The 25328-nt window shown below is 75.8% G+C and carries 21 protein-coding genes; 19 read left to right on the top strand and 2 right to left on the bottom strand.

Going from position 1 to position 25328, the window contains the following annotated elements:
* The first annotated feature begins 31 nt into the window (after positions 1-31).
* Complete coding sequence (locus tag ACFY3L_RS21910; protein ID WP_389326796.1) at positions 32-865, top strand: BTAD domain-containing putative transcriptional regulator; 834 nt, start codon at positions 32-34, stop codon at positions 863-865.
* A 200-nt stretch (positions 866-1065) separates the two neighbouring features.
* Here the strand turns inward: ACFY3L_RS21910 and ACFY3L_RS21905 are convergent, their stop codons facing one another.
* Positions 1066-1827 carry an AraC family transcriptional regulator gene (locus ACFY3L_RS21905; RefSeq protein ID WP_389326793.1) on the bottom strand — a complete coding sequence of 254 codons (762 nt, stop codon included), beginning with the start codon at positions 1825-1827 and terminating at the stop codon, positions 1066-1068.
* A 313-nt stretch (positions 1828-2140) separates the two neighbouring features.
* Here ACFY3L_RS21905 and ACFY3L_RS21900 point away from each other — a divergent pair, with 313 nt between their 5' ends.
* From ACFY3L_RS21900 to ACFY3L_RS21890, 3 genes are all read left to right on the top strand, one after another.
* Complete coding sequence (locus ACFY3L_RS21900; RefSeq protein ID WP_389326790.1) at positions 2141-2956, top strand: TIGR03084 family metal-binding protein; 816 nt, start codon at positions 2141-2143, stop codon at positions 2954-2956.
* A 64-nt stretch (positions 2957-3020) separates the two neighbouring features.
* Complete coding sequence (gene aroF, locus ACFY3L_RS21895; RefSeq protein WP_389326787.1) at positions 3021-4076, top strand: 3-deoxy-7-phosphoheptulonate synthase; 1056 nt, start codon at positions 3021-3023, stop codon at positions 4074-4076.
* Between the two features lie 24 nt (positions 4077-4100).
* A complete protein-coding gene (locus tag ACFY3L_RS21890) occupies positions 4101-4793 on the top strand; it encodes a MerR family transcriptional regulator (protein WP_389326784.1) in 693 nt (230 codons plus the stop codon).
* A 33-nt stretch (positions 4794-4826) separates the two neighbouring features.
* On the opposite strand, the gene ACFY3L_RS21885 is transcribed toward ACFY3L_RS21890, so the two are convergent.
* Positions 4827-5696 carry an LLM class F420-dependent oxidoreductase gene (locus tag ACFY3L_RS21885; protein WP_389326781.1) on the bottom strand — a complete coding sequence of 290 codons (870 nt, stop codon included), beginning with the start codon at positions 5694-5696 and terminating at the stop codon, positions 4827-4829.
* Positions 5697-5900: 204 nt separating this feature from the next.
* Between ACFY3L_RS21885 and ACFY3L_RS21880 the strand changes: the two genes are divergently transcribed.
* The 15 genes from ACFY3L_RS21880 to ACFY3L_RS21810 all read left to right on the top strand — a co-directional run bounded on the left by ACFY3L_RS21880 (position 5901) and on the right by ACFY3L_RS21810 (position 25162).
* Complete coding sequence (locus tag ACFY3L_RS21880) at positions 5901-8579, top strand: PEP/pyruvate-binding domain-containing protein (RefSeq protein WP_389326778.1); 2679 nt, start codon at positions 5901-5903, stop codon at positions 8577-8579.
* Positions 8576-9469 (top strand): hypothetical protein, encoded by an 894-nt coding sequence (locus ACFY3L_RS21875; protein ID WP_389326775.1) that lies wholly within the window; start codon positions 8576-8578, stop codon positions 9467-9469. Before ACFY3L_RS21880 ends, ACFY3L_RS21875 begins: the two co-directional genes overlap by 4 nt.
* On the top strand, positions 9469-10110 hold the full coding sequence (locus ACFY3L_RS21870) for a hypothetical protein (RefSeq protein WP_389326772.1): 642 nt from the start codon (positions 9469-9471) through the stop codon (positions 10108-10110). The genes ACFY3L_RS21875 and ACFY3L_RS21870 overlap by 1 nt, the downstream gene beginning before the upstream one ends.
* Positions 10104-10706, top strand: coding sequence for a DUF6182 family protein (locus ACFY3L_RS21865; RefSeq protein ID WP_389326769.1), 603 nt, complete (start codon positions 10104-10106; stop codon positions 10704-10706). The genes ACFY3L_RS21870 and ACFY3L_RS21865 overlap by 7 nt, the downstream gene beginning before the upstream one ends.
* On the top strand, positions 10703-11587 hold the full coding sequence (locus ACFY3L_RS21860; protein WP_389326766.1) for a hypothetical protein: 885 nt from the start codon (positions 10703-10705) through the stop codon (positions 11585-11587). The genes ACFY3L_RS21865 and ACFY3L_RS21860 overlap by 4 nt, the downstream gene beginning before the upstream one ends.
* Complete coding sequence (locus tag ACFY3L_RS21855) at positions 11584-12708, top strand: hypothetical protein (RefSeq protein WP_389326764.1); 1125 nt, start codon at positions 11584-11586, stop codon at positions 12706-12708. The genes ACFY3L_RS21860 and ACFY3L_RS21855 overlap by 4 nt, the downstream gene beginning before the upstream one ends.
* Positions 12709-12722: 14 nt before the next feature.
* Positions 12723-13685: an AfsA-related hotdog domain-containing protein gene (locus ACFY3L_RS21850; RefSeq protein ID WP_389326761.1), complete on the top strand. Its 963-nt coding sequence runs from the start codon at positions 12723-12725 to the stop codon at positions 13683-13685.
* Between the two features lie 20 nt (positions 13686-13705).
* Positions 13706-15043, top strand: a complete 1338-nt coding sequence (locus tag ACFY3L_RS21845; RefSeq protein ID WP_389326758.1) for a beta-ketoacyl-ACP synthase 3 — start codon at positions 13706-13708, stop codon at positions 15041-15043.
* The gene (locus ACFY3L_RS21840; protein WP_389326755.1) at positions 15040-15282 is read left to right on the top strand and encodes an acyl carrier protein; all 243 of its coding nucleotides are present in this window, start codon (positions 15040-15042) and stop codon (positions 15280-15282) included. Before ACFY3L_RS21845 ends, ACFY3L_RS21840 begins: the two co-directional genes overlap by 4 nt.
* Complete coding sequence (locus ACFY3L_RS21835) at positions 15282-16520, top strand: beta-ketoacyl-[acyl-carrier-protein] synthase family protein (protein ID WP_389326752.1); 1239 nt, start codon at positions 15282-15284, stop codon at positions 16518-16520. The genes ACFY3L_RS21840 and ACFY3L_RS21835 overlap by 1 nt, the downstream gene beginning before the upstream one ends.
* Positions 16521-16627: 107 nt before the next feature.
* On the top strand, positions 16628-17335 hold the full coding sequence (locus ACFY3L_RS21830) for an HAD family hydrolase (protein WP_389326749.1): 708 nt from the start codon (positions 16628-16630) through the stop codon (positions 17333-17335).
* Positions 17336-17362: 27 nt separating this feature from the next.
* Positions 17363-19231, top strand: coding sequence for a PEP-utilizing enzyme (locus ACFY3L_RS21825; protein ID WP_389326746.1), 1869 nt, complete (start codon positions 17363-17365; stop codon positions 19229-19231).
* A 2-nt stretch (positions 19232-19233) separates the two neighbouring features.
* Entirely contained in the window at positions 19234-20139 is a 906-nt protein-coding gene (locus ACFY3L_RS21820) for a PEP/pyruvate-binding domain-containing protein (RefSeq protein ID WP_389326743.1), read from the top strand.
* Entirely contained in the window at positions 20136-24083 is a 3948-nt protein-coding gene (locus ACFY3L_RS21815; protein ID WP_389326740.1) for a type I polyketide synthase, read from the top strand. The genes ACFY3L_RS21820 and ACFY3L_RS21815 overlap by 4 nt, the downstream gene beginning before the upstream one ends.
* Entirely contained in the window at positions 24080-25162 is a 1083-nt protein-coding gene (locus tag ACFY3L_RS21810; protein ID WP_389326737.1) for a methyltransferase, read from the top strand. The genes ACFY3L_RS21815 and ACFY3L_RS21810 overlap by 4 nt, the downstream gene beginning before the upstream one ends.
* Positions 25163-25328: the final 166 nt, after the last annotated feature.

Genomic DNA, 25328 nt, shown 5'->3' with positions numbered 1-25328 from the left:
CCGGCACCACCACACGAGGGAAGAAGTAGCCATGCGAGTCGACATCAAGGTCCTCGGTCCGCTGGAGGTCTCGGTCGCCGGCGCCTCCGTGGTGCCGACAGCCAACAAGCCCAGCCAGTTACTGGCCATGCTGGCCCTCAATGCGGGGCACGTGGTCACCATCTCCACGCTGCTGGAGGAGATCTGGGGCAGCTGCCCGCCGCGCAGCGCGGTGCCGACGCTGCACACGTACGTGCTGCAGCTGCGCAAGAAGATCCAGCAGGCTCTCGAAGCCGGCGGGCACCGCTCGCCGCGTGACGTGCTCATCACCCGCCGGTGCGGCTACGTGCTCGACGTCGCCCCCGACGACGTGGACGCCACCAGGTACCTGGAGCTGTCGTCGCAGGGGCACGAGGCGGCCGACCGCGAGGACCACCAGGAGGCCGCCGCCAAGCTCGCCGCCGCCCTGCGGCTGTGGCGCGGGCAGGCGTTCGCCGACATCGCCGCCGGCTCGCAGCTGCGGCTCGAGACGACGCGCCTGGAGGAGATCCGCCTCAGCGACCTGGACCTGCGCATCGAGACGGACCTGCGGCTCGGCCGGCACCATCAGCTGATCGGCGAACTGGCCACGCTGTGCGCGCGCTATCCGCTGCACGAGCACTTCTACTCCCTCTACATGCTGGCCCTGTACCGGGCCGGCCGGCAGGGTCAGGCGCTGGAGGCGTACCAGCGGGTGCGGACCCTGACGGTGGCCAACCTGGGTGTGGACCCCTCGCCGCCGCTGCGCCGTCTCCAGCGGGCGATCCTGCGCGGCGACCCGGCGGTCGAGGACCCGAACTTCACCACGTCGGCCGCCTGGCGGCAGCCGACCAGCCTCGCCGGCTGAGCGCCGCTCCGGCACGACCCCGCAGACCGCCGCCCCACGCCGGACGGCGGGGCGGCCGTGTGCGGATCTGAGCCCGAACCCAGCGTCGTCCTGACGGGCGCGCACGACACACGGCCGGAGGGTCGAGCCCGCCCGGCCGTACGACGTGCGCGCCCGTCGCGGCTCGAGGTCGCGGCGGGCGCGCAGCGGGGGAACACTCCTCACGCGGCCGCCGGCAGGGCCACGTCGGCGTTCACCGGCAGGTGCTGGACGTTCAGCGCCCGCGAGTTGAGCGGGGCGGTCAGGATCGGCGGGTCGAAGACCGACCGGGGGCGCAGGCACAGGTTCGCCAGCAGCCGGTCGCCGTCGTGGTGCACGACGATCGGGCCCTCGATGCCCACCAGCATCGGCGACCCGCCCACCGGCTCCGAGTGGGCCATCATGTGCCAGGTGCCGGCGGGCACGTGCTCCATGACGAACCGGCCGGCGCCGCGCCGGGTCGCGCACCGCGTCGGGCGGCCCTGCGGGATCCGGTCCGGGAACAGGCCGATGAAGAGGACGCCGATCTCGCGGTCGCCGGCCGGCAGCACCTGACCGTGGATCGTGGCGCCGCCCGGGCGGTCGTAGGGGGAGCGTGGCGTGCGGACATCCCGGCCGCCGAGGCGGCGGTACTCGGTCGGCGACACCCCGACGCTGCTCTTGAACCGCGAGCTGAACGTGCCGATGCTGTTGTAGCCGACCCGGTGGCTGATGTCGGCGACCGTCCACGGCGTCGACACGAGGAGCTTCTTCGCCTCCTCCAGCCGCAGCGCCGACAGGAAGCGGCCCGGCGACACCCCGGTGACGCGCTGGAACACCCGCGTGAAGTGGAACTTGCTGAACATCGCGCTCGCGGCCATGTCGTCGATCGTGAGTGGCTCGCCCAGATTGGCCACCATCACGTCGATCGCGCGCCCGACGGCCCGTTCCGAAACACTGTCCATGGCTCTCTCCATTCGGCGGTGGTTCGCAACGACCGAACGTGTGCTGCGTCCTGTGACCGTAGGACCCCCGGCTCGGCACCGGCAACGTCCGGCAAGTGGCGCTCGAAAGGCCCCACAGCCTGCGAGTACGCGGACTCCAGCGACACTCCATCGGGACTTCAGCAGGGCTCCAGCGGCGGTGCGGCGGCAGGCCCGCGGACAGGCACGGCGGCCACACGGCACAGGCGGAGAAGACACGGCGCCCCGCCCGCCGCAGGCTTGATTCGTCCATCCGACCCGTTCCCCGCGTACCCCCTCGACCGGAGGCTGAACCGTGACCGCACAGGACGTGATCGCCGACCTCACCGCCGAGGCCGAGGCCGTCGACCGCATGGTCGCCGACCTCGACGAGTCCCAATGGACGCTGCCGACCCCCGCCGAGGGCTGGACGGTGGCCCACCAGGTCGGCCACCTCGCATTCGTCTTCCGGATCGCGGGCCTGGCGGCCGGCACCCCGGAGGCGTTCACCGCGCTGACCCAGCGGATCGGCACCGGCTTCGGCGCCTTCGACAAGGCCGTCAACGCCGCGCTGGAGGAGTACCTCGTGCTGCCCCGCGAGGCGCTGATCGCCCGCTGGCGGGCCGAGCGCGACGCCGGGACCGCCGCGCTCGCCGGCGTCGCCGACGGCACCCTCGTGCCGTGGCTCGTCCGGCCCATCCCCGCGCCCGTGCTGTGCGCGGCCGGCATGACCGAGCTCTTCGCCCACGGCCAGGACATCGCCGACGCGCTCGGGGTGCGGCGGCAGCACACCGACCGCCTCAAGCGGGTCGTCGGCTTCGTCGTGCACACCTGGGAGTTCGGGTACCAGTCCAACGACCTGACCCCGCCGGCCGAGCAGTTCCGCTTCGAGGTCACCGCGCCCTCCGGCGCGCAGTGGGTGTTCGGGCCGGACGGCGCGACCCAGTCGATCACCGGCTCCGCCGTCGACCTGTGCCTCCTCGCGACCCGCCGCCGCCACCACGCCGACCTCGACCTGGTCGCCACCGGCGCCGACGCGCAGGCGTGGCTCGAGGTGGCCCAGGCCTACCGCGGCCCGGCCGGCAAGGGCCGGGCGCCCGGACAGTTCGCGAAGCCCCACCAGCTCGCCTGACGACCCGCCCCGCACCGCCGGGCGCCGTGCCCGGCGGTGCGCGCCGACGAGAGGAATGTCGCTGATGGTCATCGTGATGTCCCTGGACGCGACCCCGGACGACGTGGACGCCGTCGTCGCGGCCGTCGAGTCAGCGGGCGGCGAAGCGAGCGTGGGCCGCCTCAGCGTCGCCGGTGGGTCCGGGCGGACCTTCATCGGCGTCACCGGCGACCTGGCACTCATCGACACGCTCGGCATCGACGAGATGCGAGGGGTCCGCCGGGTCCGGCGGGTCTCCACCTCCTACAAGCTGGTCAGCCGCGAGCACCGCACGGACCGCTCCGTCGTCGAGGTCGGCGGCGTCACGATCGGCCCCGGCACGTTCACCCTCATCGCCGGCCCGTGCGCCGTCGAGTCGGCGGCGCAGACGACCGAGGCGGCGCAGATCGCCCGGTCGGCCGGCGCGACCATGCTGCGCGGCGGGGCGTTCAAGCCGCGCACGTCACCGTACGCGTTCCAGGGCCTCGGCGAGGCGGGCCTGAAGATCCTCGCCGACGTCCGCGACCGCACCGGCCTGCCGGTCGTCACCGAGGTGCTGAGCGTCCGCGACGTCGAACTGGTCGCCAGCTACGCCGACATGCTGCAGATCGGCACGCGCAGCATGCAGAACTTCCCGCTGCTGCAGGCGGTCGGTGCGGCCGGCCGGCCGGTGCTGCTGAAGCGCGGCATGATGAACACGATCGAGGAGTGGCTGATGGCCGCGGAGTACATCGCGCGCGCCGGCACCCTCGACATCGTGCTGTGCGAGCGCGGGATCCGGACCTTCGAGCCGGCGACGAGGAACACCCTCGACATCGCCGCGGTCCCGCTGGTGCAGCACCTGTCGCACCTGCCGGTCATCGTCGACCCGTCGCACTCCGGCGGCCGCCGCGACCTGGTCGCGCCGCTGAGCCGCGCCGCGGTGGCGGCCGGCGCCGACGGCGTCATCATCGACGTGCACCCGCGCCCGGAGCAGGCCCGCTGCGACGGGGGCCAGGCCCTGACCGGTGCCGAGCTGCTGCCGCTCGCCCGGCAGCTCGACGACCTCACCACTGTGCTGGGCCGCTCCACCGCCGCCCCGCAGTACCGGCTCGCCGGCTGACCACCGCTACGGATGAGGAAGCCCATGCCCAGTGCGATGCGCATCTCCGAGCTCAGCCGTCGCAGCGGTGTCCCGGTGCCGACGATCAAGTTCTACCTGCGGGAGCGCCTGCTGCCGCCGGGCACCCCCACCGCGCGCAACCAGGCCGTGTACGGCCACGCGCACCTGGCCCGGCTCCGGCTGATCCGGGTGCTGACCGGCATGGGCCAGCTCAGCATCGCCGCGGCCGGTGAAGTGCTGCAGGCCCTCGACAACCCGGCGGTCCCCACCGCGGAGCTCTACGGCGTCCTCGGCCGGGCGCGTGGCGTCCGGCCGCCGGCGACCGAGACACCGACGCCCGCCGCCGCGCCCGCCGAGGTCGACGCGCTGCTGGACCGCTGCGGCTGGCAGGTCAAGCCGGACGGGCCCGAGCGCGACCTGCTCGCCCACGCCGTCGCCCTGCTCGACGGCACCGACCTGGCCGTGCTGGCCGACACCGCCGAGCGGCTGGTCGCCCGGCAGCTCGAGCTGCTGCCCGCGGAGTCGGGCCGGGCGACGATGATGGCCCGCCTGGTGACCCTGGACGCGGCGTTCGACGCCCTGCGCCGTCTCGCCGTCGAGCACCACCTCTCCAGCCGCTCCGAGCCGTCCACGCCGGTGCAGTCCGCGTCGGTACCGTCCGTGCCAGTGCCGTCCGTGCCGGCACCACCCGCGCCGGCACCGTCCGCGGCCGCGTAGGCCGCGGACGCCCGCACCGGGAGACCGGCTGGGTCAGCGCAGGGCCGCGGCGGCGGGGACGAGCTCGCGGCCCAGCAGCGCCAGGCGCTCGGTCTGCCACATCCGGGGCAGCCAGCAGTGCGCCTCGGCGAAGCCGAGCGCGGCGAAGCCCTCCAGCCGGGCGCGCAGCGCGTCGATGTGCTCGCCCCGGTCGCCGGGGTCCAGCTGGACCAGGACCGTCTTCTCGATGTCGTCGTAGTCGCGGCCCTCGGCGGCGCAGTGCCCGCGCAGCACGTCGAGCTTGTGCGCCAGGTCGGTGCCGGCGAACAGGTTGCACGCCTGGGCGTGGCGGGCGACCAGCCGCAGGGTACGGCGCTCGCCGCCGCCGCCGATGAGGATCGGCGGGCGGCGCAGCGGCTGCGGGGCGTTCAGCGTGCGCGCGAGCGTGTAGTGCCGCCCCTCGAACGGTGCCTCGGAGCCGCTCCACATCTGCCGGCAGATCCGCAGGGTCTCGTCGAGCCGTTCGTAGCGCTCGGACAGCGGCGGGAACGGCAGCCCGAGCCCGGCCGCCTCCTCGCCGTTCCAGGCGGCGCCGACGCCGAGCCAGGCACGGCCCTTCGACAGCACGTCCAGGGTGCTGACGAGCTTGGCGAGCATGCCGGGATGGCGGTACGTGACCGCGCTGACCCACGCCAGAAGCTCCACAGTGGACGTCCGGGCGGCGATGAACCCCAGTGTCGTGTAGGCCTCCAGCATGTCGTGGTGCACGGGCCCGACGGCCGGGATCTGCCACACGTGGTCCATGACGCTGACCCGGGCGAAGCCCGCCTCCTCGGCGGCGACGACGATGCGGGTGAGGTCGTCGGCGAGGCCGGCGGGGCCGGCCGGATAGGTGAAGTCCGCGATGTGCAGGCCAATCTTCATGCCGCCGAACCTACGGCGCGCCGTCGCGGGGGTGGAAGTGGACGAAGGTCGATTGAGCACTGCATGAGAAGTTGCCGCGCGGTCGCCCGTGATTGACTTTCCTCAACGCGTTCACGCCGCGTTCACCCGCAGATCCCCGCCGCCGAGTCGCGGCGCACACGTGATCTGCCGGCACCAGCACACAGCGGCTTCGGGGGGATCGCCTTGGACAATCATGACCTGGCACAGCTCGACTGGCTCGCCGACGACCCGATGCTCGCCGACGCCACGCTGTGCGGCAACAAGTTCGCCCGGCAGGCCGAGCTCGCGGCCGCGGGGTTCACCGTCCCGCCGCTGGTGTGCGTGCCGGCCCCGGTGTTCGACGCCGTCGTCGGGCCGGTGCTCGCCGCCGCCGGGGAGGCCGCCGGCGGCGCGACCGTCGACCGGGCGCGGGAGCTGCGCGAGACGGTCCGCCGCGCCGGTGTCCCGGACGCGCTGCGCCGGCTGCTGGACGAGCGCTTCGACGCGATCGCCGGCCCGGGCGGGCTGGTCGCGGTCCGCGCCTGCGTGGTGCCCGCGGCCGGCGGCGTCGGCGAGGACTCCGCCACCGACCCGTTCGCCGGGCTCAGCGACAGCTTCCTGTACGTGCGCCGCGCCGACGTCGCCGACCGGGTCGCGGACTGCTGGGCGTCGGCGTTCAACCCCGAGGCGGTGCTCTACCGGCTGCACAAGGGCATGGACCCGCTCGCCGCCCGGGTGGCCGTCGGCGTGCAGCGCATGGTGCTCGGCGAGCGGTCGTTCGTCGCGTTCACCCGCGACCCGCGCGACGGCGCCGACCGGTGCGTCATCGCCGCCGCGTACGGCATCGGCGAGGGCGTCGTGCAGGAGAAGGCCGACGTCGACCACTTCTTCGTCGACCGCGCCACCCGCGCCGTCGAGTCGCGCGTCGAGACGAAGACCCGCGCCGTCGGCCGCGACCCGCTGCGCCCCGAGGCCGGCGTCGTGGACATCCCCGTCGACCCGGAGCGCGCGGCGCTGCCGGTGCTCGGCGACGCCGAGGTGCTCGACCTGGCCGCGCTGGCGCTGCGGGTGGAGGAGCACTTCGGCGGCCCGCAGGACATCGAGGGCACCATCACCGCCGACGGGCGGGTCCACCTCGTCCAGGCCCGGCCCGTGGTGAGCGCCGCGGCGGCGCCGACCCTGCTGTGGGACAACAACAACGCGACCGAGACGTTCCCCGGCGTCAGCTGCGCGCTGACCTACTCGATGGGCCGGGCGCTCATCGAGGCAGGGTTCACCGACCTGTACCGCAGGATGGGCGTGCCCGCGGAGACGCTGCGCGCGCACCGGCCGCTGCTGGCGCAGATGATCGGGTACCTCGACGGGCACATCTACTACGCCATCGACAACTGGTACCGGCTGCACCGCATGATGCGCTGCTTCCGCCCGCTGTTCCCGACCTGGGAGCAGGGCCTCGGGCTGGCCGGGCGGGACCCGGGGCGCCGCCGCGTGGGCCCGGTGACGAAGGTGCTGAGCCTGGCCGAGATCGGCTGGCGGCTGGCCGGCCATCCGCGCCGCATCCGGGAGTTCCTGGGCTGGTGGGACGAGCGACACGCGAACCTGGACGTGGCCCGGATGAGCCCGTCGGAGGTGGTGGCCGCCTACCGGACACTGTGGACGGAGGTCGGCGAGCGCTGGGGCCTGACCCTGATCAACGGGCTGGCGCTCTTCGCGTCCACGTGGGCGGCGAACGGCGCGCTGCGCCGGTGGGCGCCGGACGCGGACCGCAGCGTCCTCAACGGCATGCTCAGCGGCGGCCCGGTCAACCGCTCCGCCCTCGCGGTGCACTCACTGGTCGCGATCGCCGAGCACGTGGCGGACGTGCCGCCGCTGCGAGAGGCGCTGCTGGCGGCGGGGGACGACACCGAGCGGCTCTGGGCGCGGCTGAGCGGCGGCGCCTACGGCGACACCGTCGCGGTCCTGCTGCGCGAGCACATCGAGCGCTACGGCGACCGCGCCATCCAGGACAACAAGCTCGAGTCGGTGACGCCCCGGCAGGCGCCGTGGACGGTCCTGCCGGCCGTCCGGGCGTACCTGCGCCAGGGCCGCACCGTCGCCGCCAGCGTCGCCACGGGGGAGCGGGTGCGCGCCGAGGCGTGGCAGGAGCTGCGCCGGCACTGCCGCAACCCGGTCAAGCGGGCCGTGCTGCGGTTCCTGTTCGACGGCATGCGCACGTTCCTGCGCAACCGGGAGGACACCAGGTTCTGCCGCAGCCAGCTCATCGGCGACCTGCGGGCGCTGCTGCTGCGCCAGGGCGAGCACCTGGTCGCCGCGGGCCGCCTCGACCGGCCCCGCGACGTGCTCGACCTGACCGTCGAGGAGGTCCTCGGCGCGTTCGACGGCACCGTCCCCGGCGCCGACCTGCGCGGGCTGGCGGCGGTCCGGGCGGCGGAGCGGGAGCGGTGGACCGCCGAGGACCGGCAGCTGCCGGCCCGGCTGGAGACCGTCGCGGACCGGCCGCTGACGCTCGCCCTCACCGACGTCGCGCGCCCGGCGTCCGATGTGGCCGACAGCGCCGTGCTGACCGGCCTGGCGTCCAGCGCCGGCACCGTCCGCGGCCGGGCCATGGTCGTGCTCGACCCGTCGGTCACCGCGGAGGAGACCGGCGACCGCATCCTCGTCGCCCGCGAGACCGACCCGGGCTGGCTGTTCCTGATGATGTCGGCGAAGGCGCTCGTCGTCGAGCGCGGCACCCTGCTGTCGCACACCGCCGTCACCGGGCGGCTGCTGGGCATCCCGACCGTCGTCGCCGTCGCCGGCGCCACCACCCGCATCCCCGACGGGGCGCTGCTGGAGGTCGACGGCGCCGCCGGCGTCGTGCGGATCCTGGACGGCGCGCCGTGATCGGCCGGTGGGGCCGCTACGTCGCGGCCGCCTACCGCCCGTCGGTGCAGCTGCCGTACACGCTGTCGTGGGCGCTCGGCCTGACCGCCCTGTTCGCCTGCCTGAGCGCGCCGGTGAGCGTGTGGCGGCCCGGCCGGGAGCTGGCCGTCACCAGCGTGACGCTGGTCGTCACGATGTTGCTGATCCGGGCGCTGGACGACATCCGCGACGCCGACTACGACCGCCGGGTCAACCCGGGCCGCCCCCTGCCCAGCGGCCTCGTCGCGGAGCGGGACCTGGTGCTGCTCGTCGCCGCCGGCAGCGCCGCCCTGCTCGCGCTGAACGCCGGCCGGGGCGCCGCACTGGCGATCCTCGCCGGGCAGATGGCCTACACGACGCTCGTCGTGACGCTCGAACGGCGGGCCGGGTGGCCGCGGCGCGGGCAGCTCGCCCTGCAGCTCGCGGTGAACCTGCCGATCCTGTCGATGCTCAGCCTGTACGTGTACGCGGGCTTCCTGCGCGCCGAGGGCGTGCGGGCCGACGGGTCCGGGCCGGTCGTGATCCTGGCGGTGACCGTCGCGGCGCTGTGCATGGAGCTGGGGCGCAAGGCGACCCGGGCGCCGCGCGACGGCGAACGCAGCTACGTCACCGTCCTCGGCCCCGACGGCACGTCCCTCGCCGCGTTCGGCGCCGCGCTCGCCGCGACCGCCATCGTGCTCGTGGCGCTGCGGCCGTGGCACGGCGCCGGGTGGGGCTGGCTGATCCTCGCCCCGCTGCTGCTGCCGGGGCTCGCCGCGGCCCGGTTCGCCGCCGGCGCGACCCGGTGGCCGCTGCTGCCGACGCTGGCCTACGTGCCGGCGATGTACACCAGCTTCCTGCTCGTCGGCTGGCTCACGAAAGGGCACCTCTGATGACGGACTTCTGGGTGCTGCTCGGCCCCGACTTCGCCGGCAAGTCCTCGGCCCTCGCCCGGGTGCGCGACGAGGTCGGCTGGCAGGTCGTGTCGCACGACGACGCCTTCCTCGACGCGCATCCCCTGGTACGGACGCTGCGCGGCTGCTGGGTCGACGAGGCGCTGCGTCACGCGGGCACCCGCTACTCCGCCGAGCTGGTCCTGACCGTGCTGCACGCCGTGATCCTGCACCAGCGCGACGAGCTGCTGCGGCGCGTCGCGGCGGCGGAGCCGGACGCGGGCCCGGTCGTGATGGACTCGTACTACTACAAGGTGCTCGCCGCGTGCACGCTGCTGGGCGTCACGCACGAGCCGACGTTCGCCGCGTGGCGGGCCATGCCGCAGCCGGCCGGTGTGGTCTACCTCGACGTCCCGCCCGAGGTCACGTGGCGGCGGTCCGGGGAGGGCGCGCGGGCCACGGCGTTCGAGCACTACGGCCCGGCCGCCACCCGCGACGGGTTCGTCCGCATGCAGCGGGACCTGCGCACCGCCATGCTGGCCGAGATCCGGGACCTGCCGGTCACCGTGCTCGACGCGACTGCCTGCCCCGACGCCGTCCTCGCCAAGGTGGCCGCCGCGATCGGAGCGCCGCGATGCTGACCCGGGAACTGGGGGACCTGCTGGCGGACCGGGTCGACTGGGTCACCGGCGGCGCGCCGGAGCCCGCCGACACGACCGTGCTCGTGGTGCTGCGCGGCCTCGACCCGGCCGGCCTGGCCGCCGGCGCGGCCCGCTTCGCCGCCGGGCTCGGCACCGGCGAGGCGCGGCGGTGGCGGCGCTCCTGGACCCGCACGGTGTTCCTGTTCGGCGACCCGGTGAACCTGCGGCCCGGCGACGTGCGGCTCATCGCCGGCGGCGCCGCCTGGCTCGGGCCCTTCACCGGCGCCCACCGGCCGGGACCGGTGCGGCTGCTCCGGCCCGTCACCGGCCGGCTGCCGGAGCTGCCCGACGGCGCCACCGGCCGTCCACTGTGGATCGCCACCGCCGGGCTGTCCCTTGTGGACTACCTGGTGCACCTGCACCACACGGTCGCCGAGGCGGTGCTGCTGGGCCGGCTCGACCCGGACGAGCCGCTGCGGCTGCTGCACCGGCCCGCGCTGGACCCGGCCGGCCTCGGTGCCGCCGCGTACGCGCGCGTGCTGCCCGGGCCGGGCGGGGCGCTGCGGCCGTACACCTGGCTGAGTGAGACCTCATGACGAGCGGAGGCACCACCGTGGACGTCACCGACTTCACCGACGCCGACCTGGCCCGGCTCGCGCTCTCCACGCGGCTGAGGGACCTCGCCGAGGAGTTCCGCGTCGCCGTCGCCGCGCCGGACCCCGACGTCGCGCAACGGCTGTGGGCGCTGCTGTCCGGCGAGCTGCCGCTGCTGCGCGACGCCATCGTCCACCACGTCCGCGCCGGCGGCGGCTCGTGGGAGGACGTCGCCCGGCTGGAGGGCGTCGACGCCGAGCAGGCCCGGCGGCGCTGGGAGGCGGTGCAGGCGCAGCGGGTCGCGGACCCGGCCGGCACCGCCGCGGCCCTGGACGACTGGTACATGCGGCACGCGCAGCTCGAGCCGCTCGCGCAGTTCCGCGACCCGTTCAGCCGGCTGCTGAGCCACCACGCGCCGATCCCGCACGAGTGCCTCATCTGCGTCAAGTACAAGGGCGGCACCCTTCCGGCGTACGGCGGCACGACCGCACCGCCCGGCGGCTACCTCGTCGCCGACGGCATGTTCCGGGTCGGGCACGGCCCCACCGCCTACTGGCCCGCCGGCACGCTGCTCATCGAGTCCTACCGGCACTTCCTGGACTTCGCCGAGATGGACGACGCCGAGGCCGCCGCGATCGGCCCGCTCATCCGCCGGTTCGTCGGGCCGCTGAAGGCGGCGACCGGCGCGCCGCGCGTCCACGTGTTCTCCTGCATGGAGGGTGCCGAGCACTTCCACACGTGGCTGGTGCCGCGGGTCGGCGACGTGCCCAGCGGCCGCGGCTTCATCGCCGACCCGGGCTACTGCACGGTGCCGGAGGCCGAGGCGACGATCGCCCGCCTGCGTGCCGCGCTCGCCGCCGCCGATCGCGAGGACATCCGGTGACCGCTCGCGTGCTGGTGGCTCCGGTGACCGCCAGCCCGACGAAGCCGCTCACCCCGTCGCACCTGAAGCTGCTGCTCTCCGCGGACGTGCTCCACCGGGCGACGTCGGCGTTCACCGACGTCACGCTGCTCTACCACCCGATCGCGCACGCCGGCAGCCGGCAGGTCGCCGGATTCTGGGAGTACCTGGACCGCCGGCACCCGGACGTCGCGTTCGACGCGCTCGGCGAGGCCGGTATCGGCGAGCTGTACGTGCTGTTCCAGCGCTCGCCCCGGGCGCCGGCCGAGGCGATCGCGCCGTACGTGCGCCGGGCCGCCGGCGGCTGGGCGCACCCGGCGAGCCTGCGGGTGCTGGAGATCTGGCGGCGCCACTACCGCGATCTCGGCATGGCCGACGCCGGCCTGGCCGACCCCCGGCCGCCCGTGCTGCCGGTCGACGACCTCGTACACCTGCTGACGGCGCATCACGTGTGCGTCGACGGCCGCCCGTTCGGGGCGCCGGTGTTCCTCGACGCGACCGCCGCCGGCCTGCCGCTGCGCACCGCCGTCACCGCCGACGGGCACGCCAACTACCTGATGTCGACGCTCGGCGAACTGGTGCCGCGGCTGCCCGGCCACGACCACGTGGTCCTGCTGCACGACGTGGAGCTGCGCACCGACTACCGCATCGTCGCCCACGTGCTGGGCGTGCTCGGGGCGCGGGTGACCCGCCTGGAGTTCCCGCGGGTGCCGATCGGCGGGGTCGCCCGGGCGGCCCGGCACGGCGACTGGCGCGGCTACACCCTCGACGACTACGCCCGGCCACTGCGCGCCGAGCACGGCGCCGACGCGGTCGCCCTCGGGCTGCGCTGCTACCTCGTGGCCGGGCTGAGCCGGACCACGCCGGACTCGTTCTCGCGCCGGCACCTGCACCGCTGGGTGCGGCGGGCCGGCCGGCTGCTCGACGAGGTCGCCGGCGCGTCCCCGGCCGCGGACGAGGTCGCCGCCGCGGCCCGGCGGCTGGCCGGCCCGGCGCCCTACGCCGACCCGCACCGGTGCCTCACCACCCTGTTCGCCCGCGATCCGGTGACCCCGGCCGCCGCCCTGCTCGCGGCCGTGCTCGGCGACCCGGTCCTGGTCTGAGGAGAGGAGCTTCGATGTCGACGCCGCTCCGGTACGCCACGACGGTGGACCGCGCGCTGCTGCACCGCCGGCACGCCGGCGAGACGTTCCTCGCCGACCTGGTGCCCACCGGCGACGGCGGGTTCGTCGCCGCGGCGCTGCTCCCGCCGGCGCACCCGCACTACGGCGGGCACACCGGCCCGAGCCGCGACCTGGACCCGCTGCTGCTGCTGGAGTGCGCCCGGCAGGCCGAGACGTACGCCGCGCACGTGCTCTTCGGCGTCCCCGCCGGCGACCGGTTCGTGCTGCGGGCGTGGTCCGCGCGGTTCCCCGTGACGGCGCCCGGCGACGACCGGACCGAGCTGGAGCTGACCGCCGGCACCGGCGGCGAGACCCGCATCGGGGGGCGGCTCAGCGGCCTGAGCTACGACTTCGGGCTGTGGGCGCGGCACGCGTGGGTCGGGCAGGTCCGGATGGACGTGCGCTACGTGACCGCCGCCGCGTACGCCTCCGTGCGCCGCCGCGCCCGCCCCGGCGGCGACCCGCCGCCGAGCTCCGACGGCCTGCCGCCGACGCCGGGCGGGCCCGTGGACCCGCGGCGGGTCGGCCGGCTGCGGGCCACCGACGCGGTCCTGCTGGACGTCTGCGCGGCGGGCGGTCCGGTCACCGCGCGGCTGCGGGTGCCGGTGGAGAACCCGAGCCTGTTCGACCACGCCCAGGACCACGTGCCGGCGATGGTGCTCACCGAGGCGGCCCGGCAGCTCGCCGTCCTGGCCACCGACGCGTGGGGCGGCGCCGGGCCCGACCGCACGAGCCTCGTCGCGCTCGACGCGACCTTCGCCCGGTACGCCGAGCTCGACGTGCCCCTGACGCTGACCGCCGAGCCGGTCGGCGCGGGCCCGGCCGGCTGGACCGTCGACGTGCGCTGCCGGCAGCTCGGCGCCGACGTCGCCACGGCCCGGGTCACGGTCGCCGCCGCGCACCGAGGCCCCCGATGAGGCCCGCGATGAGGCCCGCGATGACGCCCGCGATAGCGCCCGGCACGGCATCGGGCACGCCGGTCGGGACGGCGCCCGGGATGACGCCCGCGACGGCGTCCGCGGGGCCGGTCGGGCCGGACGGCGGGGTGCCGGCCGCCGTGGTGGCCGGGGTCGGGGCGTGCCTGCCGGCGGTCGTGGTGCCCAACGAGGAGCTCGTCGCGTGGTGGGAGGCGGACGCCGAGTGGATCCGGGCCCGGACCGGCATCGAGCGGCGGCACGTGGTGAGCCCCGGCGAGGCGACCGGTGACCTTGCCGTCGCCGCCGGCCGGCAGGCGCTCGCCAACGCCGGCGTCGGCGGGGTCGACGCGGTCGTCGTGGCGACCGGGACCGCCGACCAGCTCAGCCCGGCGGTCGCTCCGCAGGTCGCGGCCCGGCTCGGGCTCGGGCCGGTGGCCGCGTTCGACGTCGGCGCGGTGTGCACCGGGTTCCTGTACGCGCTCGCCGCGGCGGCCGGGCTGCTCGCCGCCGGGACCGCGCGCAGCGCCCTGGTGATCGGGGCCGACGCGTTCACCACCGTGCTCGACCCCGACGACCTCACCACCCGGGCCGTCTTCGGCGACGGCGCGGGCGCGGTCGTGCTCCGCGCCGGTGCCGCCGGCGAGCCCGGTGCGCTGACGGGGCTGCGGCTCGGCAGCGACGGCGGTCGGCACCAGCTGATCGAGATCCCGGGCGGCGGGTCCCGCCAGCGGGCCACCGGGCAGCCGGTCAAGGAGAGCGACCTGTACTTCCGCATGCAGGGCCGGGCCGTGTTCAGCCAGGCCGTCACGCGGATGGCCGCGACGGCCCGGAACAGCGCCGCCGACGCGGGCTGGGCGCCCGGGGACGTCGACCGCTGGGTGCTGCACCAGGCCAACGCCCGCATCCTCGCCGCGGTCGCCCGCGAGCTGCGGGTGCCGGCCGGCCGGTTCGTCAGCAACATCGCCACGGTCGGCAACACGGTCGCCGCGTCGGTGCCCCTCGCCATCGCCGACGGCGTCGCCGGTGGGCGGCTGCGGGCCGGGCACCGGGTGGTGCTGGCGGCGTTCGGTGGCGGCCTCACCTGGGGCTCCGCCGCGACCGTCTGGCCGGACCTGCCCACCCCGCCACTCCCGGCCGCCCCCGAGCCCGCCCCGCCGGCGGCGCCGGACCCGTCCGAGCCGCCACCCGCCGCCCCGCGCCGCGACACTGACCGGTCCGCGCGGGCCGCCCGGCCCGAGCCGCCGTCCGCCGCGCGCCGCCACGCTGACCCGTCCGTGCGGGCCGCCCGGCCCGAGCCGTCACCCGCCGCGCGCCGCCACGTCGAGGGCGCCGGGACCGACCCGTCGAGAGGACGATGATGCAGGCCATCGAGGCACGGATCACCGAGATCCTGGTGGAGGACTTCAAGGTCGACGCGGGTGCGCTGCGGCCCGGTGCGACCTTCGCCGACCTGAACTTCGACTCGCTCGTGCTCGTCGAGCTGATCCTGGTGCTGGGCAACCAGTTCCGGGTGCCGCTGGACGACGGGGCGCTGCACGACACGATGACCGTCACCGACGCCGCCGGGGTGCTCGCCGCCAGGGGAGCGGTGGCCTGATGCCGCCCGCGACCCGGCACGGCTTCGGTGCGGCGATCACCGGCCTCGGCCTGGTGACGTCGGCCGGGATCGGCGTCGCCGCCAACCGCGAGCGGGTCTGGTCCGGCGTCTCCTGCGCCGCGCCCGATCCCGACCTCGCCGGCGGCCCGGTCGACTTCAGCTGCCGGGTCCCGGGCTTCGACCCCGGTGCGCTGCTCGGCGGGTTCACCGCACGGCAGCTGGAGCGCTTCGTGCAGTTCGCGATCGTCGCCGCCCGGCAGGCCCTGGCCGATGCCGGCCGCGACCCGCGCACCTGGGACGGTGCCCGCGTCGGCGTGGTGATCGGCAACTCCCTCGGCGGCATCCCCGCGCTGCTCGCCGCGCAGGCCGCCCTGCTCGACGGCGGCCCGCGGCAGGTGTCGCCGCTGACGGTGCCGATGTACATGGTGAACATGGTCGCCGGGCAGGTGGCGATCGACGTCGGCGCGAAGGGGCCCAGCTGGGTGACCGCGACCGCCTGCGCGTCCGGTGCGACCGCCGTCGGCGCCGCCAGGGAGCTGCTGCGCAGCGGCGACTGTGACGTCGTGCTCGCCGGCGGCACCGAGGCGGCGCTGACCCCGCTCGCCGTCGCCGGGCTCGGCCGGATGGGCGCGCTGTCCGGGCGGTCCGCGGATCCGGCCCGGGCGTCCCGGCCGTTCGACGCCGACCGCGACGGGTTCGTGCCCGCCGAGGGCGCCGCCGTGCTGGTCCTGGAGCGGGAGGAGGACGCCCGCGCCCGCACCGCCCCGATCCACGCCGTGGTCCGCGGGTACGGCGCCAGCACCGACGCCCACCACCCGACCGCGCCCGAGCCCGGCGGCGAAGGCATCGAACGGGCGCTGCGGACGGCACTGCGCGACGCCGGCGTCGGCGGGGCCGACGTCGACCACGTCAACGCGCACGGCCCCTCCACCCCGATCGGTGACCTCGTGGAGGGCCGGACGCTGCGCCGGGTCCTCGGCGCCCGCCCCCTGGTGACGTCCACGAAGGGGGTCACCGGCCACCCGCTGGCCGCGGCCGGCGCGATCGAGGCCGCGTACACGGCGCTGGCCCTCGCCGGCCGCAGCGTGCCGCCGACCGCGAACCTGACCCGCCTCGCCCCCGAGCTCGACCTCGACGTCGTCCACGGCACGCCGCGCGCCGCCGACCTCGACGTCGCGGTCAGCACCTCGATGGGCTTCGGCGGCCACAACGCGGCACTGGTGCTGACCAGGGCCTGACCAAAGCCTGACCCGGCCTGACCAGGGCTTGACCGAGCCTGACCAGGGCCCGACCAGGCCGGGCGAGGGCCTGATCGAACGCGTGACCGACACCTTCTGGAGGGACGATGACCGCACTGCGCACGATCCGGCTGATCGCCATCGACAGCGACGGGGTCCTGCTCAACGACACGTACAGCCCCGTCATCGAACGGTTCGTCACCAAGCACGGCGGCACGTACACCGCCGAGGTCGAACGCGGCGTGTGGGGCTCGCCGCAGCTCGCCGCCGGGCAGAACATGGCGCTCGCGTGCCGGCTGCCGTGGTCGGCGAAGGACACCATCGCCGCGTTCTTCCGCGAGCGCGACGAGTACCTCAAGGACCACCCGGTCGAGGTGCTGCCCGGCGCCGAGGAGATGCTGGCCGCGCTGCACGCCACCGGCGCCCGGCTGACCTGCTACGGCGGGCGGCACCGCGAGTACACCTTCGACACCCACCTCGGCCACCTCGCGCACTACTTCGACGCCGAGATCCCCTACGTCGACGTCAACGACGTCCGCCCCGGCGTCAAGGAGATCGTCCGGGACGTCTTCGGCCTGCAGTACCACCAGGCGCTGTTCATCGACGACATCAACCGGGTCGCCGAGGTGTGCAAGGCGCTCGGCACCGGGTTCGCCGGCGTGCCGGCGGGCCTGCCGCACAACTTCCAGCGCGCCGAGATGGAGCGCACCGGCGTGCGGCACACCGTGCAGGACATCCGCCGGATCGACCAGAACCTCGTGCAGAAGATCGACGAGGAGCTGGCGGCCGGCACCCATTGGCAGGGTCTGGACTGACCCGCGACAAGCGAACGGAGGTCAGTCATGGCCGAGCGACGGTTCCCGTCCTTCCACGAGATCGCGCCACCGCCCGGCGGCGAGGGCTGGGCGGCGATGTACCCGTACTACCTGGTGCCCGACGCCGAGACCCGCCAGGCCGAGGACGGCCGGCTGTGGTTCGCCGACACGATGCACTGGTCCCGCGGCTGCTACCCGCTGGGCAGCGTCGTGGCCGAGGCCGCGTACCTCGGCGCGGGGCAGAACAGCACCCGCATCTTCGCCCTGCCGTCGTCGCTCGGCCTGGACCTGCGGGTGCAGCACGGCTACGTGTACATCGCCCCCGTCCCGGTGACCGACTCGGCCGAGACCGCCCGCCGCGCCGAGCACTTCCAGGCCCGCGCCGGCTACTACTACGAGCACTGGGACGAGCTGTACGACCGGTGGAAGGCGAAGGTCGCCGCCGTCGTCGACGACATGCGGCAGGTGTCCTTCCCGCCGCTGCCCGAGCTGGAGCCGATGGAGGTCGTCACCGAGGCGCGCGGCCGCTCCACCGGCTGGGACGTCGTCGCCGCGTACCGGCGGCTGATCGACGACCTGTTCCTGGTGTGGCAGCACCACTTCGAGTTCCTCAACCTCGGGTACGGCGGCTACATCGCGTTCTTCCAGTTCTGCAAGCAGGCGTTCCCGGAGATCGGCGAGCAGCGGATCGCCCGGATGGTCGCGGGGATCGACGTGCTGGCGTTCCGCCCCGACGACGAGCTGCGCGACCTCGCCGCGCTCGCCGTCCAGCTCGGCGTCGACCACGGCTTCGACCAGGCGCTCGTCGCCGACGCGCCGCAGAAGGTGTTCGACGCGCTCGGCGGCACCGAGGCGGGGCGGCGCTGGCTGGCCGCCTACGACGCGGCGAAGGACCCCTGGTTCCACTACTTCGCCGAGTACGGCTTCGGCCACGACCAGGACACCTGGATCGGCAACCCGGCGATCCCCCTCGCGGGCATCGCGGGCTACGCCGAGCGGCTGCGCGCCGGGCAGGACATCCGCCGGCCGGTGGCGAGGCTGCGGGCCGAGCGCGACGCCATCGTCGCGGAGCACCGGGCGCTGCTCACCGCCGACGAGGCGGCCCAGTTCGACGAGCTGCTCGCCCTGGCCCGCCGGGTCTTCCCGTACATCGAGGAACATAACATCCACGTCGAGCACTGGGCGCACGCGGTGCTGTGGCGCAAGCTGTGGGAGCTCGGCGACTTCCTCGTCGCCGCCGGCTTCGCCCGCGAACGCGACGACCTGTTCTTCCTCAACCGCTTCGAGCTCGAGGCCGTCCTGCACGACGTCGTGCAGTCGTGGGCGATCGGGGTGGCGCCGCGCGGCGCCGGGCGGTGGGCGGCGGAGGTCGGGCGGCGCCGCGGCATCGTCGCCGCGCTGCGGGCCGCGCCGCCGCAGCTGGCCTACGGGCTGCCGCCGGACGAGGTCACCGACCCGTTCGCGATCATGAACTACGGCATCACCACCGAACGGGTCGAGGCCTGGCTCGGCGGCACCGACGCCGGCGACGACACGGCCGTCAGCGGGATCGGTGGGTCACCCGGCGTCGCGCAGGGCACCGTGCGGCTGCTGCGCGACGAGCGCGAGCTCGGCGACGTGCGCCCCGGCGAGATCCTCGTCTGCCCGATCACCGCGCCGTCGTGGGGGCCGGCACTGTCCACAGTGGCCGGTGTGATCACCGACATCGGCGGGATGATGAGCCACGCCGCGATCGTCTGCCGCGAGTACGGGCTGCCGGCCGTCGTCGGCACCGGCTTCGCCACGGTCCGGCTGCGCACCGGCGACGAGGTCCGCCTCGACGGCACCACCGGCGAGGTGACGGTGCTCCGCGCCGCGGCGCCTCGGCCGGATTCCGGCGCGGCACCGGCGGCGTGACCGTGTACACGCGAGCGCTCGACGACCCGGCCTGTGCCGACCCCGCCGTCGCCGGCGGGAAGGCGGCCGGGCTCGCCGGGCTGGCCAGGGCCGGGCTGCCGGTGTCCCCGGGGTTCGTCGTCACCGTGCCGGCGCACCGGGCGTTCGTCGCCGCCCGCGGCACCGTTCCCGCGGCCGTCGCGGAGGCCGTGCGCCAGTCGTACACGCGACTCGGCGGCGGCAAGGACATCGCCGTCGCCGTGCGCTCCAGCGGCACCACCGAGGACGGCACCACGGCCAGCCTCGCCGGCAGGTTCGACACCTGGCTCGACGTCACCGGCGCGGAGGCGGTCCTCGACCACGTCCGGCGGTGCTGGACCGGCACCGCGCGCTCCCCGGGCATCGGGATGGGGGTCGTGGTGCAGCGGATGGTCCGCGCCCGCGCCGCCGGCGTCATGTTCACCGTCAGCCCCGTCACCGGCGACCGGTCCCGCATCGTCGTGGAGGCCGGCTGGGGGCTCGGCCTCGCCGTCGTCGGCGGCGAGATCACCCCGGACCGGTGGACGGTCGACAAGATCGGCCTCACCGTCCTCGAACGGGTCGCCGGCGACAAACGCATCGAATACCGCCGCGGGCACCTCGCCGTCGCGGTCGGCGGCGCGCGGCGGGCGCGGCTGTGCCTGAGCGACGACGAGGTCCTCGAGCTGGCCGCGCTCGGCAAGCGCGTCGAACGTGAGGAGGGCCGCGCCCAGGACGTCGAGTTCGCGTTCGGCGACGACGGGCTCGTGCTGCTGCAGCGGCGCCCGGAGACGGTCTGGTCCAACCGCGCCCGCCCGCCGCGCTTCGCCGCCGGGCAGGGCGTCACCGCGTGGATCGGCGCGGCGGTCACCGCCGGCCCCACCCAGCAGAGTCCAGGAGGGCTGACATGAACACCAGCGCGGAACCGATCGCCATCATCGGCATGGGTTGCCGGCTGCCCGGCGGCGTCGACGCGCCGGAAGCGCTGTGGCGGCTGCTGGACGAGGGCGGCGACGCGATCGGCGCCGTGCCCGACGGCCGGTGGGACGCGTACGCCGCCCGGGGCCCGGCGTACGCGGCCGCCGTCGCCCGGGCCGTGCGCGCCGGCGGCTACCTGAGCGACATCGCCGGGTTCGACGCCGAGTTCTTCGGCATCTCGCCGCGCGAGGCGGAGCTCATGGACCCGCAGCAGCGGGTCACGCTCGAGGTCGCCTGGGAGGCGCTGGAGCACGCGGGCATCGCCCCCGCGACCCTGGCCGGCACCGACGGCAGCGTCTTCATGGGCGTCTGCTGCGACGACTACGGCCGCCGGCTGCTGGAGGACCTGCCCAACGTCGAGGCCTGGACGGGCATCGGCGCGTCGATGTGCGCCGTCGCCAACCGGGTCTCGTACGCGCTGGACCTGCGCGGCCCGAGCATCACCGTCGACACGGCCTGCTCCGCGTCGCTCGTCGCCGTCCACCAGGCGTGCCAGAGCCTGCGCGCCGGTGAGACGTCGCTCGCCGTCGCCGGCGGCGTCATGCTCGTGGCCAGCCCGAGCTTCGCGCTGATCCTCGAGGCCGCCGGTGCGCTGTCACCGGACGGCACGTCCAAGGCGTTCGACGCGGCCGCGAACGGCTACGTCCGCAGCGAGGGCTGCGCGGTGCTCGTGCTGAAGCGGCACAGCGACGCGATCCGCGACGGCGACCAGGTGCTCGCGCTCGTGCGGGGCGGCGCCGTCTGCCAGGACGGGCGCACCAACGGCATCATGGCCCCCAGCGAGACCGCCCAGGCGCACCTGATGCGCCAGGCCGCCCGCAACGCCGGCGTGCCGCTGGAGTCCATCGGCTACATCGAGGCGCACGGCACCGGCACCGGCGTCGGGGACCCGATCGAGGTCGCCGCGCTCGCCGCGACCGTCGGCGCCGGCCGGGCCGCCGACGAGCCGTGCCTCATCGGCTCCGTGAAGTCGAACCTCGGCCACCTGGAGGCGGCGTCCGGCGTCGTCGGCGTCATGAAGCTCGTCCTCGCCCTCGGCCACGACATGATCCCGGCGACGTTGTCGCGGACCGGCCTCAACCCGCGCATCCCGTGGGACGGCTCGGGCCTGCGCGTCACCCGGGACCGCACCCCCTGGCCGCGGATGCCCGGCCGCCCGCGCCGCGCCGGGGTGGGCAACTACGGCTACGGCGGCACCCTGGCCCACCTCATCATCGAGGAGGCGCCCGCCAGGACCCCGGACGTGCCCGCGCCGGACGGCGTGGGGCTCTTCCCGCTGTCCGCGGCGACCGAGGCCGGGCTGCGCGCCACCGCGGACCGCCTCGCCGGCTGGGTGGCGGCGGGCGGCGACCCGCTCGACGCCGTCGGTGCGAGCCTCGGCCGCATCCGCACCGGGCTGCCGGTCCGCGCCGCCGTCGTCGCCGCCGACCGGGACCAGCTCGCCGCGCGCCTGGCGGCCCTGGCCGCCGACCGCCCCGCGGACGGTGTCGTCAGTGGCCGCGTGCCGCGCGGCGACGGTGCTGTCCGCGACCGCGCGGCGCGCGGCGACGGTGTGGTTCGTGGCCGCGCGGCGCGCGGCGGTGACACGCCGGTCGTCTGGGTGTTCTCCGGTCACGGCGCGCAGTGGGCCGGCATGGGCCGCGAGCTGCTGGCGACCGAGCCGGCGCTGGCGCGCACGTTCGCCGAGGTCGACGCCGTCTACCGCGAGGAGCTCGGGGTGTCGCCCCGCCAGGTGATCGCCGACGGCGACCTGGACGAGGTGGGCAGGGTGCAGGCGCTCACGTTCCTGATGCAGGTCGGCCTCGCGCGTGTCTGGATGTCGTACGGGCTGCGACCGGCCGCCGTCATCGGCCACTCCGTGGGCGAGATCGCCGCCGCCGTCGTGTCCGGCCGGCTCGACCTGACCGACGCCGCCCGGCTCGTCTGCCGCCGCTCCCGGCTGCTGCGCCAGGCCGCCGGTCAGGGCGCGATGGCGCTGGCCGGGCTGCCGTTCGCCGAGGCCGCGGCGCGCCTGGCCGGCGCACCGGACGTGGTGGCCGCGATCTCCGCCTCGCCCTCGTCGACCGTACTGAGCGGCGACGCCGCCGCCCTCGACCGGGTCCTCGCCGCATGGGGTGCCGAAGGGCTCACCGCGCGGCGGGTCAACACCGACGTCGCGTTCCACAGCCCGCACATGGACCCGCTCGTCCCGGGCCTGCTCGCCGTCGGGACCGCCCCGCGGACCGGCACGGTCCCCGCCTACGGCACGACGCTGTCCGACCCGCGGGCCGACCCGCCGCGCGACGCCGCCTACTGGGCCGCGAACCTGCGCAACCCGGTGCGCTTCGCCGAGGCCGTGCAGGCCGCCGCGGACGACGGGCACCGGGTGTTCCTGGAGGTGTCGACGCACCCGGTCGTCGCGCACTCGATCCTGCAGACCGCCGGCGGCGCGACCGTCCTGCCGACCCTGCGCCGCGACCAGCCGGAGCGGGCGACGATGCTGGCGACCCTGGGCGCGCTGTACTGCCACGGCGTGCCGGTCGACTGGTCCCGCGTCTTCCCCGGGAGCGGCCGCGCGGAGCTGCCGCCGATGGCGTGGCAGCACCGCCGCTTCTGGGCCGAGCCGGAGCCCGCCGCCGCCGAGCCCGTGCAGCAGCACGACGTCACCGCCCACACCGTGCTCGGCCGGCGGACCGTCGTGCAGGGCACCGCGCCCGTGTGGCTGTGGCAGACGCGGCTGGACGAGGGGAGCCGGCCGTACCCGGGCGGGCACCGGGTCCTCGGCACCGAGGTCCTGCCCGCCGCCGTGGTCCTCACGACGCTGCTCGCGGCCGCCGGGACGCCGGCCCTGACCGACGTCACGCTGCGCGTGCCGCTCACGCTGGGCGCCCCGCGCGACGTGCAGGTCGTCCGCCAGGACGGCGCGGTCCACCTCAGCTCCCGGCTGGCGGGCGGCTCCGACTCGGCCTGGGCCACCCACGCCAACGCGACCGCCGACGAGAAGCCCGCCCCCGGCGACGGTGTGGTGGGGTGTGGGCGGCTGGAGCTGCCGCCGGCCGGGGCGGCGGTCGTGCCGGCCGAGCGGGTGATGGACCTGCTGCGCGAGATCGGCGTCGTCGGGATCGGGTTCCCGTGGGTGGTCCGCGAGGTCCGGCGGACCGGCGGGCGGGTGGTGGCCCGCATCGCCGCCGACCCGGACGGCCTCATGCCGGCCCGGACGTGGGCGTCGCTGTTCGACGCGGGGCTGTCGGCGGCACCGGTCACGTTCCCGGCACCGGCCCGGCTGCGGATGCCGGGGCGGCTGCGGCACGTCGCGGTCGCCGGGCCGCCGCCGGACGAGGCGCTCGTCGGGGTCGACCTCGTCGCCGTCGAGCCGTCCGGTGACACGGTGGTCGACGTCCGCGTCGCGGGTCTCGACGGGGTGGTCCTCGCCGAGCTGCTCGGGGTCCGCTTCGGCGTGGTGTCGCACGCCGAGGTGCCGGCCGGGGAGGCCGGTGCGCCGGAGGTGGCCGGCTGGCCCGAGCTGACCGGGGACGACCTCGCCGAGCAGGTGGAGGCCGCGGTACGCGAGGTCGTCGCCCACGAGCTGCGCCTCGACCCCGCCACGATCGACGCGCACCGCCCGCTGTCGGAGCTCGGCGTCGATTCGCTGCTGTCGGAGTCGATCCGGCAACGGCTGCACCGGCGGGCGCGGTTCGCGCTGCCCAGCTCGCTGCTGTGGGACCGCCCGAGCGTCGCGGCGATCGCCGCCTACCTCGCCGAGCGGGTCACCGCCGACCGAGCCGCTGACCGAGCCGTTGACCGAGCCGCCGCGGGCGCCGCCACCGATGCCGTCACCGATGTCGCCGCGGATGTCGTCGACGTCGCCGATCACCGAGTCGCCGGAGGTGTGCGATGACGCTCTCAACGACCGCACCACCGGGCGCCACGCCCGGCGAGGTGGCCGCGCCCGGCGAGGTGGCCGGGGTGCGAGGGGAGGTGCGGCAGAGCATGCTGCGGATGCTGCACGCTTCCCTGGTCACGCAGGCCGTGGCGGTCGCCGCGGAGCTCGGGCTCGCGGACCTGACCGCCGGTGGGCCCCGCCGGGTCGAGGAGCTCGCCACGGACACCGGCACCGACCCGGACGCCCTGCACCGGCTGCTGCGGGCCCTCGCGTCGCAGGGGGTGTTCACCGAGGTGGCGCCCCGTACGTACGGGGGAACGGCGCTCTCGGACGCGCTCCGCGACGGGGTGGAGGGGTCGCTGCGCAACTGGGCCCGGCTGTGGGGCGACACCCAGCGGCACGCCGCGCTCGGCGGGCTCCTGCACAGCGTCCGGACCGGCGAGCCCGCGTTCGCGCACCTGCACGGCGCGGACTGGTGGAGCCGGCTGGCCGAGGACCCGGCCCGCGCCGCGGTGTTCGCCGCCGCGATGGGCGACCTGTCGCGGGAGCTGCACGCGGCGACCGTCGAGGCGCACGACCTGCGCGGTGTCCGCTCGCTCGTCGACGTCGGCGGCGGCCGCGGGCACCTGGCCGCCGCGCTGCTGCGCCGCTACCCGGACCTCAAGGTGACCGTCTTCGACCGGCCGGATGTCGTCGTGCACGCCGCCGAGGTGCTCAGCGCCGCCGGGGTCGCGGGCCGGGCCAGGCTCGCCGCCGGTGACTTCTTCGCCGAGGTCCCCGCGCACGGCCAGGTGTACCTGATGTCGATGATCCTGCACGACTGGGACGACGCCCAGTCCGCGACGATCCTGCGCAACGTCCGGCGCGCCATGGGCCCCGGCGACGTCCTGCTCGTCGTCGACGCGATCCTGCCGGCCGGCGACACCCCGCACGACGGCAAGCTCCGCGACCTCATCATGCTGACCCTGCACCCGGGGCGCGAGCGCACCGAGGCCGAGTTCGCCGCGCTCCTCGCCGGGGCCGGCCTGCGGCTGCGCGAGAGCAAGGCGGTCGCCGCCTCCACCGGCCTGCTCGTGGCGGAGGTGGCGGCATGAGCGGTCCGGAGCGTAGCGGAGGGCTGCGAATCGGGACTACAGGGTGGAGCTCAGGCCGGCGCCGGAGCGCAGCGGAGGTGGCGGCATGAGCGGTCCGGAGCGTAGCGGAGGGCTGCGAATCGGGACTACAGGGTGGAGCTCAGGCCGGCGCCGGAGCGCAGCGGAG

Source organism: Dactylosporangium sp. NPDC000521, from assembly GCF_042898305.1.
In the GTDB taxonomy this organism is placed as follows: domain Bacteria; phylum Actinomycetota; class Actinomycetes; order Mycobacteriales; family Micromonosporaceae; genus Dactylosporangium.
This window is presented reverse-complemented; position numbering and strand designations above follow the sequence as displayed.

Bases quoted from the DNA above. Each gene is read 5' to 3' on its own strand.
- ACFY3L_RS21860 (WP_389326766.1), top strand. From the start codon at position 10,703: ATGACGAGCGGAGGCACCACCGTGGACGTCACCGACTTCACCGACGCC.
- aroF (WP_389326787.1), top strand. From the start codon at position 3,021: ATGGTCATCGTGATGTCCCTGGACGCGACCCCGGACGACGTGGACGCC.
- ACFY3L_RS21825 (WP_389326746.1), top strand. From the start codon at position 17,363: ATGGCCGAGCGACGGTTCCCGTCCTTCCACGAGATCGCGCCACCGCCC.
- ACFY3L_RS21845 (WP_389326758.1), top strand. From the start codon at position 13,706: ATGACGCCCGCGATAGCGCCCGGCACGGCATCGGGCACGCCGGTCGGG.
- ACFY3L_RS21865 (WP_389326769.1), top strand. From the start codon at position 10,104: ATGCTGACCCGGGAACTGGGGGACCTGCTGGCGGACCGGGTCGACTGG.
- ACFY3L_RS21885 (WP_389326781.1), bottom strand. From the start codon at position 5,696: ATGAAGATTGGCCTGCACATCGCGGACTTCACCTATCCGGCCGGCCCC.
- ACFY3L_RS21830 (WP_389326749.1), top strand. From the start codon at position 16,628: ATGACCGCACTGCGCACGATCCGGCTGATCGCCATCGACAGCGACGGG.
- ACFY3L_RS21815 (WP_389326740.1), top strand. From the start codon at position 20,136: ATGAACACCAGCGCGGAACCGATCGCCATCATCGGCATGGGTTGCCGG.
- ACFY3L_RS21840 (WP_389326755.1), top strand. From the start codon at position 15,040: ATGATGCAGGCCATCGAGGCACGGATCACCGAGATCCTGGTGGAGGAC.
- ACFY3L_RS21910 (WP_389326796.1), top strand. From the start codon at position 32: ATGCGAGTCGACATCAAGGTCCTCGGTCCGCTGGAGGTCTCGGTCGCC.
- ACFY3L_RS21890 (WP_389326784.1), top strand. From the start codon at position 4,101: ATGCCCAGTGCGATGCGCATCTCCGAGCTCAGCCGTCGCAGCGGTGTC.
- ACFY3L_RS21870 (WP_389326772.1), top strand. From the start codon at position 9,469: ATGACGGACTTCTGGGTGCTGCTCGGCCCCGACTTCGCCGGCAAGTCC.
- ACFY3L_RS21835 (WP_389326752.1), top strand. From the start codon at position 15,282: ATGCCGCCCGCGACCCGGCACGGCTTCGGTGCGGCGATCACCGGCCTC.
- ACFY3L_RS21905 (WP_389326793.1), bottom strand. From the start codon at position 1,827: ATGGACAGTGTTTCGGAACGGGCCGTCGGGCGCGCGATCGACGTGATG.
- ACFY3L_RS21850 (WP_389326761.1), top strand. From the start codon at position 12,723: ATGTCGACGCCGCTCCGGTACGCCACGACGGTGGACCGCGCGCTGCTG.
- ACFY3L_RS21810 (WP_389326737.1), top strand. From the start codon at position 24,080: ATGACGCTCTCAACGACCGCACCACCGGGCGCCACGCCCGGCGAGGTG.